Here is a 14363-nt window from a genome sequence, read left to right as displayed (position 1 = left end):
CTGCTCAGCCGGTGGCGGCGCCGGTCGGCCAGTAGCCGGGGACCGGGGGCTGCTGCCGGGGGACGTTGAACTGCTCGCCGGGGGCGGTCCAGAAGCCCTCGCGCAGGGAGAGCGCCATGCCGGCCCAGTCCAGGGCGGTCTCCACCGTGTGGTTGAGGGCCTCCTGCGACCAGGTGTCGTCGAAGACCAGCGGCAGGACGGGGGCGACCTGCTCGATGGTGGCGATCAGCGGGTTGTGGGTGATGGCCTCGTCGACGAGCAGGACGATCGGCTTGCGCAGCGCCGACGCCCAGCCGAGCTCCAGGCTCACGCCGGCCGAGAGCGGGGCCCCGACGTAGGCGAACACCAGGTCGGCGGACTGGAGGGCGCGGAAGTCGGAGGGGACGCGGGGCTCCGGCGCGCGACCGGAGATGGTCCAGGCGTCGCTGTGGTGCGCGCTGTACACGGCGGCACCGCTGCGGAGCAGGGTGGTGCGGAGCGTCGTCAGCCGCGTCCGGCTGGCGAGGGTCACCACGCTGTCGGCCGGCCCGGTCAGTCGCATCAGCGGGGCGGCCAGGAACACACGTGCACGCCGACCCTCAGGGGCCTGGCTGTCGTGGTGACGCAGGTAGGGCTCGGTCATGTCGACTCCGGGGAAAGGCCGACCGGGTTAGGAAGTGGTGCCGGCAGGCGTTGAGAATGGTTGCTTCTTCAAGTTGTCCGGTGCCCTGCTATGGTCAAATTGACAGTACAGCAACAGAATTGTCGGTTGATGCTGGACCATCGGGGGCGAACTGATCGTCCATCGGTGGCCCCTGCTCCGTCCAGAGCTTCCCGGTGTCATGTGACTGCCTGGCAGGGAGATGACGCGTTCGTGAGTGTGCGGGTATTGGCAGGCTCGTATGCCCTGCGGCAACATGTGGTCGGTAAGTTTGCCGATGCTGCGTTCGAAGCAGATGACAGAAGGGGTGGGTATGTCTCACTTGTGCCGTTTCGTCCGTAAGGCGGTTCTGCCTCTGGTTGTCGGCGCGGCTGCATTGCTGGGCGGATACCTCGCGGTCGACCACGTGCAGGGCGCGCCCGATTCCTCGGCCGTTGCCTCCGTCGCCGTCCTCGACGACATCAGCTGGGGCTAGTCGCGCGTCGGGCGGATCCGAACCCGGGACCGTCCGCTGGGCGGCTTCGGCCTCGGCCCAGTGATTCGTGTGCGGAGTACCAGGGCGTGTCCCGACCCGGCGCAGACTGACGCGCTACCGGTGCGAGTCGGCCCTACGGTCGTTTCCCGCCGGCGGATTCGGCCTGCGCGAGCGCGTACCCGAGCTGGAACAAGGAGTCCACGTTGTGCTCCTCGCGCATCTCGGCGATGTGGCGTGCCAGGGTGCGTTCGCTGATTCCCAGGCGTCTCGCGATGACTCTGTGGTTGGTTCCCGCCAGCAACAGATCGATGATCGTCTGGCGGAGCCGCGAGACCACTTGCTGGGGGACGGCGCGGTCCCCGTCGAAGTCCAGTGCGCGACTCCAGCTCGGTTCGAATACCTGCTCGGCAAGATAGCTCGCCACGGCCGGTTCGTGGATGAACGCCGCCATGTTCAAGTCGTGCGCGACCGGGATGACGGCGATTTTCCGGTCTATGACGATGAGGCGGGTATAGGGCTCGTCGAGGGTCCTGTACTGCCCGCCGGCCTTGGCCAGGCGCGCCACGTAGTCCCGAGTGGGCTGGTGGTAGCGCGTGCTGGCGTGGTAGATCGTCCGTATCTCCGTGCCGTTGCCCAGCATGGCGAGGTCCCGGTCGATCACCGAAGCCAGCAGCTCGGGAGGTCTCGGGCCGCCCGGTTGAAGTGCCAGGGCTTCTTCTGCGCCCGCGTCGGCGTACTGCTGCATCTTCTGATTTATCAGCACTTTTCCATGGACATACTCGATTGAGCCGCCACCCTGCCCGGGGGTGTGAAACTCCTGGGCGAGTTCGCTCAATTCGGCGGGCAGTGCGACCGACCGGGAAAGAAGGTCGAGCGCCTGCCGCTGCCATGCGCTGCTGAGGCTATCCGAGAGCTGGGTCGGGTCGATGGCAACCAGGTGGTCCGGTCCATCGAGGTCCGGGACCAGAAGTCCTATCCGGATCAATTCGTCCTGCGGACCCGACTCCTCCGGGGCCGCGGCGACTTGTGGCGTGCGGCCACCGGCGCTGACGATTCGCAGGAAGAGCGCACGGGCTTCTGCCGAGAGTATTGGTGCCCCACTCGCGATGGGGCCGAATTGAGCTCGTCCACTCATGTCGGCTCCTTGCCGTTGACCCAAACCCGCCGGGACCCGTCCCCCAGATCCTAGGGCGCGTGACCATTGCTGACGATGAGGTCGCCGCTCCTCCTGAACCGGGCCGATCGCCGGATCGACACTCTCTCACCACACGGCGGCCGCCGGCACCCCCCGAGAGGAGGGACCGGCGGCCGGTGGATCGTCAGGTCAGCGCTTGGGGCGCCAGACGACGAGGGCGCTGGACTGCGGGGTGGGGGGCTGGTACGGGACGAGGTCGCGGCGGTAGGAGGCGTGGACGGCGGCCTCGCGCTGCTGGAGGGCGGTGGCGGCGCCCTCCAGGGAGTCGACCAGTTCCGCGACGCGGGACTGGAGGGCGGTGACCTGGTTCTCCAGCTCGATGATCCGCTTGATGCCCGCCAGGTTGATGCCCTCGTCCTGGGAGAGCCGCTGGACCTCGCGCAGCTGCTGGATGTCGCGCGCGGAGTAGCGGCGGCCGCGGCCGGCGGTGCGGTCGGGGCAGACCAGACCGAGGCGGTCGTACTGACGCAGGGTCTGCGGGTGCAGGCCGGACAGTTCGGCGGCCACGGAGATGACGTACACCGGGGTGTCCTCGGTGAGGACGTACTGCGGTGGGGCCGCGGCGGCCCGGCGGGTGCGGCGGGGGCCGGCGCCGGGCAGGCCCTCGCCGATGCCGGGGCCGATCGGGGTGTCGGGGTCGATCGGGTTCATCGGGGACATCTGGTCGTCACGCTCCCTTCGCCGCCCGGAAGAGGGCGGCTCGCGGATCGTCGGAGGCGGTGGCCTCGCGGTACTGCTCCAGGGCGTTCAGCGCGTCACCGGTGACGTGCTGGGGCACCACGACCTCGACGGTGACGAGGAGGTCGCCGCGGGTGCCGTCCTTGCGGGTGGCACCCTTGCCGCGGGCGCGCATGGTGAGGCCGTTGGCGCTGCCCGGGGGGAGCTTGAGCTTCACGGACGGGCCGTTCAGCGTGGGCACCTCGATGGTGGCGCCGAGCGCCGCCTCGGGGAAGGCGACCGGGACGGTGACGGTGAGGTTGTCGCCCTTGCGCCCGAAGACCGGGTGCGGGTCGACGTGCACGGTGACGTAGAGGTCACCGGGCTGCCCGCCGCGCTCGCCCTGGGCGCCCTTGCCCTTGAGCCGGATGCGCTGGTCGGCCTGGACGCCGGCCGGTATCCGGACCTGCATGGTGCGGGCCGAGCTGGCCCGGCCGCTGCCGTGGCAGTCGGGGCAGGGGTCGTCGACGATCATTCCCCGGCCGCGGCAGTCCTTGCACGGCTCGGAGAGCGCGAAGGCGCCCTGGCCGCGGCTGACGGTGCCCGCGCCGACGCAGGTCGGACAGACCCGCGGGGTGGTGCCGGACTTGGCGCCGGTGCCGTTGCAACCGCGGCAGGGGGCCTGGCTGGTCATCCGCAGCGGGACGGTCGCGCCGTCCACCGCCTCCTCGAAGGAGAGCGTCACCTCGGTCTCGACGTCGGCGCCGCGCCGGGGCTGGGCCTGCCGGGTGCCGCCGCGGTTGAAGAGGCCGCCGAAGACATCGCCGATGCCGCCGCCACCACTGCCGCCCTGGCTGCCGCTGAAGAGGTCGCCGAAGTCGAAGCTGTAGCTGCCGGTGCCGCCGGGGCCGCCGCCGGCCCGGAAGCCGCCGTTGGCGAAGAGGCTGCGGGCCTCGTCGTACTCCTTGCGGCGCTTCTCGTCGGAGAGGACGTCGTACGCCTCGGAGATGTCCTTGAACCGCTCCTCGGCCTTGGAGTCACCCTTGTTGGCGTCGGGGTGGAACTCGCGCGCGAGCTTGCGGTAGGTCTTCTTGATCTCGGTGGCGGTGGCGTCCTTGGGCACGCCGAGGACCTTGTAGTAGTCCTTCTCCACGTAGTCCTTACCGCTCACGGCTTCCGCCACCTCCCGAGTCCATCGTCACTGTGCTGTCAACAGCAACTGAAAGAAGAGCCGTTGACAGCGCGCTGCGGAGCCGGCCGCCGTACTGGCCGGCGTACGACTCCGCAGCGCACTGGTTGTCAGCTGTCACAGGTTGTCAGCTGTCCGAGCCACCGTCGGACTTGTCCGTGTCGGCGGACTTCGCCTCGGCGTCCGAGGAGGACGCCTGGCTGCCGGGCTGGGGCTCCGCGACGGCCACCATCGCCGGGCGGATGATCCGCTCGCCGATGCGGTAGCCGGGCTGGAGGATCTGCACGCAGGTGTCCTCGGTGACGTCCGAGGAATAGCTGTGCATCAGCGCCTCGTGCATGGTCGGGTCGAAGGGCTCGCCCTCCTTGCCGAACTGCTGGAGGCCCAGCTTGGCGACGACCGTCTCCAGCGACTCGGCGACGGACTTGAAGCCGCCCGTGACCTCGCCGTGCTCGCGGGCGCGGCCGATGTCGTCCAGGACCGGGATCAGCGACTCCAGGATGTTGGAGACGGCGATCTCGCGGACGGTCAGCCGGTCGCGCTCGACCCGCTTGCGGTAGTTCTGGTACTCGGCCTGGAGGCGCTGGAGGTCACCGGTGCGCTCGGCGAGCTCGCGCTTGGCGGCGGCGACGTCCTCCGAACCGGACTCACCGGCGCCGGCCGCGGCGGCCTCCTCGGCAGCCTTGATCACGGCCTCCTCGGCGGCGGAGTCGTCGCCGGGCTTGCCGCCCTGCGGCTTGTCCGTCATGCCGCACCGCCCTTGGGCTTCTCGTCGTCCACGATCTCGGCGTCGACGACGTCGTCCTCCTTGGCCTGGGCGGAGTCACCGGAGGCGGCGGCACCGGCGGGGGCGTCGGCGTTGGCGTACAGCGCCTGGCCGAGCTTCTGCGCGGTGGTGGAGACCTTCTCCGAGGCCTCGCGGATCTTCGCGATGTCCTCGCCCTTCAGGGCCTCCTTGAGCTCGCCGATGGCGGTCTCGACCTCGGTCTTGACGTCGCCCGGCAGCTTGTCGGCGTTGTCGGCGATGAACTTCTCGGTCGAGTAGACGAGCTGCTCGGCGGAGTTGCGGGTCTCCACGGCCTCGCGGCGCTTGTGGTCGTCCTCGGCGTACTGCTCGGCCTCGCGGCGCATGCGGTCGACCTCGTCCTTCGGCAGCGAGGAGCCGCCGGTGACGGTCATCTTCTGCTCCTTGCCGGTGCCGAGGTCCTTGGCACCGACGTGCATGATGCCGTTGGCGTCGATGTCGAAGGTGACCTCGATCTGCGGCAGGCCGCGCGGCGCCGGCGGCAGGCCGGTCAGCTCGAACATGCCGAGCTTCTTGTTGTACGCGGCGATCTCGCGCTCACCCTGGTAGACCTGGATCTGCACGGACGGCTGGTTGTCCTCGGCCGTGGTGAAGATCTCGGAACGCTTGGTCGGGATCGTGGTGTTGCGCTCGATCAGCTTGGTCATGATGCCGCCCTTGGTCTCGATACCGAGGGACAGCGGGGTGACGTCCAGCAGCAGGACGTCCTTGACCTCGCCCTTGAGGACACCGGCCTGGAGCGCGGCGCCGATGGCGACGACCTCGTCCGGGTTGACGCCCTTGTTGGCGTCCTGGCCGCCGGTCAGCTCCTTGACGAGCTCGGCGACGGCCGGCATGCGGGTCGAGCCACCGACCAGGACGACGTGGTCGATCTCGGAGAGCGAGATGCCGGCGTCCTTGATCACGTTGTGGAACGGGACCTTGCAGCGCTCCAGCAGGTCCGCGGTCAGCTGCTGGAACTGGGCGCGGGTGAGCTTCTCGTCCAGGTGCAGCGGGCCCTCGGCGGAGGCCGTGATGTACGGCAGGTTGATCGAGGTCTCGGAGGACGAGGACAGCTCGATCTTCGCCTTCTCGGCGGCCTCGCGCAGACGCTGGAGGGCCATCTTGTCCTTGGACAGGTCGACGCCGTGGCCGGCCTGGAAGACCTTGACCAGGTGGTCGACGACGCGCTGGTCCCAGTCGTCACCACCGAGGTGGTTGTCACCGTTGGTGGCCTTCACCTCGACGACCCCGTCGCCGATCTCCAGCAGGGAGACGTCGAAGGTGCCGCCGCCGAGGTCGAAGACCAGGATGGTCTGGTCGTCCTTGTCGAGGCCGTACGCGAGGGCGGCCGCGGTCGGCTCGTTGACGATGCGCAGGACGTTGAGGCCCGCGATCTCGCCGGCCTCCTTGGTGGCCTGGCGCTCGGAGTCGTTGAAGTACGCCGGGACGGTGATGACGGCGTCGGTGACGGTCTCGCCCAGGTACGCCTCGGCGTCGCGCTTCAGCTTCTGCAGCACGAAGGCCGAGATCTGCTGGGGGTTGAAGTCCTTGCCATCGATGTTGATCTTCCACCCGGTGCCCATGTGGCGCTTGACCGAGCGGATGGTGCGGTCGACGTTGGTGACCGCCTGGCGCTTGGCCACCTCGCCGACCAGGACCTCGCCGTTCTTCGCGAAGGCGACGACGGACGGCGTGGTCCGCGCGCCCTCGGCGTTCGTGATGACGGTGGGCTCGCCACCCTCCAGAACGCTGACGACCGAGTTCGTCGTGCCGAGGTCGATGCCGACCGCGCGTGCCATCGTAGATACCTCCACGGAAGAGTTGAGCTTTACGGGCTCAAGGATGCACGACACGGTGCGCGGCGTCAACAGGTATGAGCGCGGGCCGCTCAAGTTTGCTGAGCTCGCCCGCGCCGGGTGGTGCGCCACGCCGGGCGGGGGTGCGCCCACGTGACTGTCGCCATAGCTTGGGAATCTTCTGGAGAACTGTTGTCCACCGGTAATGTCCGGGCCGACGGCCCGGCAAGTTACCGACCAGTACACTCAATTCGAAGACCGTAGAACCGCAGAGCCTGCTCAACCGCAAAGCCGCAGGAGACGGAGAGCCGATGCAGCTAGCAGCGATCGTCATCTCGCTGGTCACATTCGTGATCGGCACCGCGCTCGCCGCCCGTGCGGCGCTGTACATCTACAAGGTGGTCCGCACCGGTGCGCCGGACTCCACCCGCTTCGGGCAGCCCGCCCAGCGGGTGAAGACCGTCGCGACCGAGTTCGTCGGCCACACCAGGATGAACCGCTGGGGGGTCGTCGGCGTCGCCCACTGGTTCGTGGCGGTCGGCTTCTTCAGCCTGGTGCTGACCCTCGTCAACGCCTTCGGCCAGCTCTTCGACGCCGACTTCGCGTTGCCGATCATCGGCCGCTGGATGATCTGGCAGCTCTTCGTCGAGCTGATCGGCACCCTGACCACGCTGGGCATCCTGGTCCTGATGGTGATCCGGCTGCTCAGCCTGCCGTCCAGGTCCGGCCGCAAGTCCCGCTTCGCCGGCTCGATCGCCTGGCAGGCCTTCTACGTCGAGTACACGATCCTCGGCATCGGCATCTGCATCCTGATGCTGCGCGGCCTGGAAGGCGCCCTGGAGAACGTCGACTCGTACGGGCCGGAGCACCTGGTCTCGTACCCGCTGGTCTCCGCCTTCAGCGGCGTCTCGCACGGCACGCTGGAGAACCTGATCTACCTCTTCGCGACGCTGAAGATCACCATCTCGTTCGCGTGGGCGACCACCATCGGCCTCAACCCCTCGATGGGCGTGGCCTGGCACCGCTTCCTCGGCTTCTTCAACATCTACTTCAAGCGCGAGGAGGACGGCGGCACCGCGCTCGGCGCCCTCCGTCCGATGACCAGCAACGGTCAGCCGATCGACTTCGAGGACCCGGCCGAGGACGCCGTCTTCGGCGTCTCCCAGGTCGAGCACTTCTCCTGGAAGGGCATCCTCGACTTCTCCACCTGCACCGAGTGCGGCCGCTGCCAGTCGCAGTGTCCGGCCTGGAACACCGGCAAGCCGCTCTCCCCGAAGCTGCTGATCATGAGCCTGCGCGAGCACGCCTACGGCAAGGCGCCGTACCTGCTGGCCGGCGGCGGCAAGGACGCGGAGGGCGAGGAGAAGGCCACCTCCGAGCAGCTCGAGGACGTCCCGGCGGCCGCCCTGGCCGAGGCCGAGCGCCCGCTGATCGGCACCGCCGAGGAGAACGGCGTCATCGACCCGGACGTGCTGTGGTCCTGCACCACCTGCGGCGCCTGCGTCGAGCAGTGCCCGGTGGACATCGAGCACATCGACCACATCGTCGACATGCGCCGCTACCAGGTGATGATCGAGTCCTCGTTCCCGACCGAGGCCGGGACGATGCTCAAGAACCTGGAGAACAAGGGCAACCCGTGGGGCATGGCCACCAAGGCGCGCCTGGACTGGGTCAAGGAGCTCAAGAAGGAGACCGGCATCGAGGTGCCGGTGATCGGTGAGGACATCGACCCCGCCGAGGTCGAGTACCTCTACTGGGTCGGCTGCGCCGGCGCCCTGGAGGACCGCGCCAAGAAGACCACCAAGGCCTTCGCCGAGCTGCTGCACACCGCGGGCGTGAAGTTCGCGATCCTCGGCAAGGAGGAGTCCTGCACCGGTGACTCCGCCCGCCGCCTGGGCAACGAGTTCCTGTTCCAGATGCTCGGCGCGCAGAACGTGGAGACGCTGAACGCGGCCCTGGAGGACGCCCCGGTCAAGCGGATCGTGGCCACCTGCCCGCACTGCTTCAACACCATCGCCAACGAGTACCCGCAGCTGGGCGGCCACTTCGAGGTCATCCACCACACCCAGCTGCTCCAGCACCTCATCGACGAGGGCAAGCTCGTCCCGGTCCACCCGGTCGAGGGCCTGATCACCTACCACGACCCCTGCTACCTGGGCCGTCACAACAAGGTCTACACGCCGCCGCGCGCGATCATGGACAAGGTCCCCGGCCTGCGTCAGCAGGAGATGCACCGGCACAAGGAGCGCGGCTTCTGCTGCGGCGCCGGCGGTGCCCGGATGTGGATGGAGGAGCGCATCGGCAAGCGGATCAACACCGAGCGCGTGGACGAGGCGCTGTCGCTCAACCCGGACATCGTCTCCACCGCCTGCCCGTTCTGCCTGGTGATGCTCTCCGACTCGGTCAACGGCAAGAAGAACGAGGGCGCGGCCAAGGAGCACCTGAAGGTGGTCGACGTGGCCCAGCTGCTGCTCGACTCGGTGAAGGCCCTCCCGCCGGCCGAGAGCGAGGAGCAGCCCGCGACGGTGGACGCGTAACGACCGCCGCAGAGCCCGCTGTTCGACAGTTCTGCTACAACTGCCCGGCCCGGTGGACGCCACGAACGCGACCGCCGGGCCGGGCTGTTGGGCGGCTCGCACGGCTCGCGTCGGTGCGGCCGGCGCACGGGGGCGTGGCGGCAATCGCACAGGTGCCGGACGGGTATTCGGTCGGAAGCAAATACAGTAGGCCCGGACCGGCCTCGTGCCGGTCGACCCGTTCCGGACGGAAGCCCCGGGCGGGTGGCGACCCGCGCCGGCCGGACGGCCGGGTCCAGACCGACGACGAGGTGTCGGCCCGCCGGGCCGGGCCGCAGAGACCACAAGGGGAACAGCGCAGACCATGACCGAGGCAATCATGCTGGTCGGTGGTAAGGGCACGCGACTGCGTCCGCTGACCACCCACACCCCCAAGCCGATGCTGCCGGTGGCAGGTGTCCCGTTCATCGCGCACCAGCTGGCCCGCGCGGCCGCCGCTGGCGTCACCCGCGTCGTGCTGGCCACCTCGTACCTGGCCGAGGTGTTCGAGGACCACTTCCAGGACGGCACGCCGTACGGCATCGAGCTGGTCTACCTGACCGAGCGCGAGCCGCTGGGCACCGGTGGGGCCATCCGCAACGCCGCCTCGGGCCTGACCTGCGGACCGGACGAGCCGGTCCTGGTGTTCAACGGCGACATCCTCTCCGGCGTCGACATCGCCGCCCTGCGCGACGGCCACGTGGCCGCCGGGGCCGACGTCACCCTGCACCTGACCCGGGTCGAGGACCCGCGCGCCTTCGGCCTCGTCCCGACCGACGAGGACGGGCGGGTGCTGGAGTTCCTGGAGAAGCCGGAGACCCCGGAGCAGATCGTCACCGACCAGATCAACGCCGGCTGCTACGTCTTCACCCGGTCCGTGATCGACCGCATCCCGGCCGGCCGGGAGGTGTCCGTCGAGCGCGAGACCTTCCCGGAGCTGCTGGCCACCGGCGCGCTGCTGCGCGGCGTCGTCGACACCTCGTACTGGCTGGACCTGGGCACCCCGGCGGCCTTCGTCCGAGGCTCGGCCGACCTGGTGCTCGGCAAGGTCGACTCCCCGGCCGTTCCCGGCCCGACCGGCGACGCCCTGCTGCTGCCCGGCGCCGCCGTCCACCCGGGCGCGGTGCTCAGCGGCGGCACCGTGGTCGCCGAGGACGCGGTGGTCGAGGCCGGCGCGATCGTCGAAGGCAGCGTGATCCTGCCGGGCGCGGTGATCGGCCCGGACGCCCTGGTCAAGGACTCGATCGTGGGCGCCTTCGCCACCGTCGGCGACCGCTCGGCGCTGGACGGCGCGGTGATCGGCGACGGCGCGATCGTGGAGTCGGACAACGAGCTGCCGAACGGCATCCGGATCGCCTGCGGCACCCTGCTGCCGGTCGGCGCCGTCCGCACCTCGGCCGGCCCGGGTGGCTGCCCGGCCGGTACCAGCGCGGCCGCGGCGGTGCACGGGCCGTCGATCGGCGCACAGCGGTAGACACGGGGTCCGGGGCCCTGGAGCCTTGGAGCCCGCGGGCCTGTTCCGCGGGTTTTCGGCCCCGTTCGTCTCAGCCTCGCTGCAAACCGGCCCCGGCTCCGTCCGGGGCCGACGCGGGCCGGGCCGGACGGGTACCTTCGGACCGTGGCTGGTAATCGATACGACAGCGGTCAGGGCGCGGACCGTCCGCACGGCGGGTGGTCGGCCCCTCCGTCGGCGGCGCCCGGGGGGACGGACGGGCCGGAGTACTTCACGGCCCCGCACGCGGCGGCGCCCGGCGGCGCGCCCGGCGGCCCGGAGCACGGGGCGGGGGACGGATACGACCCGTACGCGGCGGACCGGCCCGGCAGCACCCGGGCCTTCCCGGTCGCCGACCCCTACGCGGTCGGCGGTCCGTACGGGCAGCAGCCGCCGTACCAGGGGCACCCCGGCCAGGAGCACGGCTACTACGACGACGGCCGCGGGCAGCAGCCGCCGTACGGCCCCGCGCAGGGCTACGGCCAGGACCAGGGTTACGACCAGCAGCAGTCGTACGGCCAGGACAACGTCGCCGTCTACCGGGCCGGCGGCCAGTCCGCCCCGCACGTCGCCGGGCCCCGGCCGCACTGGCGCGAGCTGTTCACCGGCCTGTTCCGCACGCCGACCGCGATCTTCGACCGCACCCGCGACCACCAGGTCTGGCTGCCCGCCCTCACCGTCTCGCTGCTGTACGGCGCGCTCGCGGTGCTCGGCATCGGGCTGACCCACGACGACATCGTCAACTCGACCTTCACCGTGGCGCTGACCGGCATCATCGCCGCCGCCATCGGCTTCACCGTGACCGGCGCGCTCTTCGGCGGGGTCACCTACGCGCTGGCCCGCCAGCTGGGCGGCGACGGTCCGTGGAAGGCGACCGTCGGCCTGGCCGCGCTGATCGGCTGGCTCACCGACGTGCCCCGGCTGCTGCTCGACCTGGTGCTGCCCTCGGGCAGCGCCGTCGTCCAGGTCGTCGGCTGGGCCACCTGGATGCTCTGCGCGTACCTGCTGACCAGCATGGTCCGGCGGCTGCACGACCTGCCCTGGGGCAAGGCCGCGGCCGCCTCGGCGGTGCAGCTGGTCGCGCTGCTGGTGCTGATCAAGCTGCCGACGCTGGGCTGAGGGGCCCGACGGGCGGAGGGCAGAATGGGGGGCGGGCCGCGGCCGAGCGCCGGGCCCGCCCCACCCTCGTCGTCCCACCTTCACCGGAGCCAGGCATGACCCTCCCCACCACCCACGTCAGCTTCCCGGCCGGGGCGGTGACCGGCGAGTCCCCGGTGCTCGCGGTGCACCCGCTGGCCGACGGCCGGTACGCCGTCGTCACCGAGGCGACCCCGTTCCACCCGCTCGACCACACCTGGCCCGACCAGCCGGCCGACCTCGGCACCCTGACCGTGGACGGCACCGAGCTGGCCGTGGTCGACTGCCTGACCGGTGCCGTCGGCCCGGAGGGCGGGGAGCTGCTGGTCGGCGCCGACATCCCGGTCCGGCGCGGCGACGAGGAGTGGTCCTGGCTGGTCCTGCACGTCCTCGACACCGACCCGGGCGACCTCGTCGGCCGCACCGTCGCGCTCGCCGTCGACGCCGAGCGCCGGGGCGCCCTCAGCGCCTCGCACAGCGGCTGCCACCTGCTCGCCCTCGCCCTGAACGCCGCGCTCGCCCCGCGCTGGCGCAAGGACCCGGGCCGCTCGGACGCCTTCGGCCACCCGGACTTCGACAGCCTCGCCATGGCGAGCTCGGTGATGGACACCGCGGCCAGCACCGACACCTACCGGCTCGGCAAGTCGCTGAAGAAGAAGGGCTTCACGGTGGACGCCACCGAGGAGTTCCCGGCCCTCGCCGACGCCCTGCCGGCCCTCACCGAGGCCGTCAACGCCCGGCTGGCCGCCTGGGTCGCCGCCGACGCCCCGGTCCGCATCGAGGTGCCCGGCCCCGAGCTCACGGCCCGCCGCCAGTGGCACTGCGAGCTGCCCGAGGGCGGCGCGCAGATCTTCTGCGGCGGCACCCACCTGCACCACCTCGGCGAGCTGGCCGAGCTGCGCACCGAACTGCGGCTGTCCGAGGACGGCACCGAGCTGGTCGCCGTCACCAGCCCCAAGCGGGCCTGAGAACGCCGCGGGCGGCCACCCCTCGCGGTGAGGGGTGGCCGCCCGTCGTGCGTGCGCTCCGTGGGTCCTGGGGTCAGACCTTGCTGCGGTGGAAGTTCAGGAACGAGCGGGACGGCGTCGGGCCGCGTTGGCCCTGGTAGCGCGAGCCGTAGCGCTCCGAGCCGTACGGGTGCTCCGAGGGCGAGGAGAGCCGGAACAGGCACAGCTGTCCGATCTTCATGCCCGGGTACAGCTTGATCGGCAGCGTCGCGACGTTCGACAGCTCCAGGGTCACGTGGCCGCTGAAGCCGGGGTCGATGAAGCCGGCCGTGGAGTGGGTGAGCAGGCCCAGCCGGCCCAGGCTCGACTTGCCCTCCAGCCGGGACGCGACGTCCTCGGGCAGCGTGATGACCTCGTACGTCGAGGCCAGCACGAACTCGCCGGGGTGGAGGATGAACGCCTCGTCGCCCTCCGGCTCGACCAGCCGGGTCAGGTCCGGCTGCTCCTCGGAGGGGTCGATGTGGGGGTACTTGTGGTTCTCGAACACGCGGAAGAAGCGGTCGAGGCGCACGTCGATACTCGACGGCTGGATCATCGCCGGGTCGAACGGGTCGATGACGACCCGGCCCAGGTCGATTTCGGTCCGGATGTCCTTGTCAGAGAGCAGCACGCTTCGAGGTTACGTGCAAGAAAGGGCCCCGGACGAATCCGCCCGGGGCCCACCTGTCCGTCCGTCCGCCGTCAGGCCAGGAACTCCGCGGCCTCCAGCCGCATCGCCCGCGCCAGTTGCGGCTCCGACAGCTCCCGCACGTCGGCCAGCACCGAACTCCGCAGCCGTCCGCACTGCGGACAGCGGATCAACCGCCCGGGCCCGAGCCGGCCCGGACCGAGGTTCTGCATCGGGAACGTGGTGGTGCTGAACAGGTGCCCCTCGGCACAACGAACGACGGCGCGCTGCTCCATCGATCCCCTTCCCATCCCTAACCCAGTACTCACCCGTACTCGTGCGCCCCGGCGGCCGAGCTCCGGGACAGCGTCACATTAGGGGATGTTCCGGACATTCCTCACCGTGGCTCGCCGCCCCGGCCCCCACCCGCCGGGGCACTCGCACGCGGCCCAAACAGTACGCCCCCACACCTGCCCCAGTGGGCTCCGCCACGTCCGCAGACCCCCTGTGCAACCACCGTCGCGGATGGGGTACAGTGACACTGGATCGAGCGGTCTCTGACAGCTCATCAGGCGGGCGTAGTTTAATGGTAGAACATGAGCTTCCCAAGCTTAGAGCGCGAGTTCGATTCTCGTCGCCCGCTCCAGCAGTAAAGCCCCAGGTCAACGGCCTGGGGCTTTCGCATTGTCTAGACCAATCCGACCCCGCCGTGCCAGATCCGTGCCAGAAGGGCGGGCGCGGATCCGGCTCGGGGTCCTCTCGCTGCGGCCTTCGCGCGGGTGTGTTCAGCGGTGGTAGTCGGCCGGGCGGAAGGCGGACAGCTGAT

12 protein-coding genes, 1 tRNA gene and 1 pseudogene are annotated in these 14363 nt (G+C 70.3%); 6 read left to right on the top strand and 8 right to left on the bottom strand.

All coding sequences use genetic code 11. The features are described 5' to 3' along the window. Positions 1 to 4: 4 nt before the first annotated feature. Positions 5 to 622 carry a hypothetical protein gene (locus AB0O11_RS19995; RefSeq protein ID WP_051709310.1) on the bottom strand — a complete coding sequence of 206 codons (618 nt, stop codon included), beginning with the start codon at positions 620 to 622 and terminating at the stop codon, positions 5 to 7. A gap of 295 nt (positions 623 to 917) precedes the next feature. On the opposite strand from AB0O11_RS19995, the gene AB0O11_RS19990 reads away from it, so the two are divergent. Continuing rightward, entirely contained in the window at positions 918 to 1115 is a 198-nt protein-coding gene (locus tag AB0O11_RS19990) for a hypothetical protein (protein WP_363388460.1), read from the top strand. A gap of 133 nt (positions 1116 to 1248) precedes the next feature. On the opposite strand, the gene AB0O11_RS19985 is transcribed toward AB0O11_RS19990, so the two are convergent. The 5 genes from AB0O11_RS19985 to dnaK all read right to left on the bottom strand — a co-directional run bounded on the left by AB0O11_RS19985 (position 1249) and on the right by dnaK (position 6742). Then, positions 1249 to 2250 (bottom strand): helix-turn-helix domain-containing protein, encoded by a 1002-nt coding sequence (locus AB0O11_RS19985; RefSeq protein ID WP_363388458.1) that lies wholly within the window; start codon positions 2248 to 2250, stop codon positions 1249 to 1251. A gap of 189 nt (positions 2251 to 2439) precedes the next feature. Then, complete coding sequence (locus AB0O11_RS19980) at positions 2440 to 2970, bottom strand: helix-turn-helix domain-containing protein (RefSeq protein ID WP_363388455.1); 531 nt, start codon at positions 2968 to 2970, stop codon at positions 2440 to 2442. Between the two features lie 7 nt (positions 2971 to 2977). Beyond that, entirely contained in the window at positions 2978 to 4138 is a 1161-nt protein-coding gene (dnaJ, locus tag AB0O11_RS19975) for a molecular chaperone DnaJ (protein WP_224281947.1), read from the bottom strand. Between the two features lie 145 nt (positions 4139 to 4283). Continuing rightward, positions 4284 to 4904 (bottom strand): nucleotide exchange factor GrpE, encoded by a 621-nt coding sequence (gene grpE / locus AB0O11_RS19970; RefSeq protein WP_363388450.1) that lies wholly within the window; start codon positions 4902 to 4904, stop codon positions 4284 to 4286. Then, positions 4901 to 6742, bottom strand: a complete 1842-nt coding sequence (gene dnaK, locus AB0O11_RS19965; RefSeq protein WP_363388447.1) for a molecular chaperone DnaK — start codon at positions 6740 to 6742, stop codon at positions 4901 to 4903. The genes grpE and dnaK overlap by 4 nt, the downstream gene beginning before the upstream one ends. 308 nt (positions 6743 to 7050) lie before the next feature. Here dnaK and AB0O11_RS19960 point away from each other — a divergent pair, with 308 nt between their 5' ends. The 4 genes and pseudogenes from AB0O11_RS19960 to AB0O11_RS19945 all read left to right on the top strand — a co-directional run bounded on the left by AB0O11_RS19960 (position 7051) and on the right by AB0O11_RS19945 (position 12891). Then, on the top strand, positions 7051 to 9276 hold the full coding sequence (locus AB0O11_RS19960; RefSeq protein WP_363388444.1) for a heterodisulfide reductase-related iron-sulfur binding cluster: 2226 nt from the start codon (positions 7051 to 7053) through the stop codon (positions 9274 to 9276). A gap of 343 nt (positions 9277 to 9619) precedes the next feature. Beyond that, positions 9620 to 10693: pseudogene (locus AB0O11_RS19955) on the top strand (NDP-sugar synthase); the annotation flags it as partial. A gap of 219 nt (positions 10694 to 10912) precedes the next feature. Then, on the top strand, positions 10913 to 11905 hold the full coding sequence (locus AB0O11_RS19950) for a Yip1 family protein (protein ID WP_363388442.1): 993 nt from the start codon (positions 10913 to 10915) through the stop codon (positions 11903 to 11905). Between the two features lie 95 nt (positions 11906 to 12000). Further along, positions 12001 to 12891 carry a metal-dependent hydrolase gene (locus tag AB0O11_RS19945; protein WP_224281316.1) on the top strand — a complete coding sequence of 297 codons (891 nt, stop codon included), beginning with the start codon at positions 12001 to 12003 and terminating at the stop codon, positions 12889 to 12891. A gap of 73 nt (positions 12892 to 12964) precedes the next feature. Here AB0O11_RS19945 and dcd read toward each other — a convergent pair whose 3' ends face one another. Further along, entirely contained in the window at positions 12965 to 13540 is a 576-nt protein-coding gene (gene dcd, locus AB0O11_RS19940) for a dCTP deaminase (RefSeq protein ID WP_363388439.1), read from the bottom strand. A gap of 71 nt (positions 13541 to 13611) precedes the next feature. Then, positions 13612 to 13833, bottom strand: coding sequence for a hypothetical protein (locus AB0O11_RS19935; RefSeq protein ID WP_174315667.1), 222 nt, complete (start codon positions 13831 to 13833; stop codon positions 13612 to 13614). 276 nt (positions 13834 to 14109) lie between these two features. Here AB0O11_RS19935 and AB0O11_RS19930 point away from each other — a divergent pair. After that, positions 14110 to 14183: transfer RNA gene (locus tag AB0O11_RS19930), tRNA-Gly, on the top strand. Positions 14184 to 14363 lie beyond the last annotated feature (180 nt).

This window comes from Kitasatospora sp. NPDC093102 (assembly GCF_040683915.1).
In the GTDB taxonomy this organism is placed as follows: domain Bacteria; phylum Actinomycetota; class Actinomycetes; order Streptomycetales; family Streptomycetaceae; genus Kitasatospora.
This window is presented reverse-complemented; position numbering and strand designations above follow the sequence as displayed.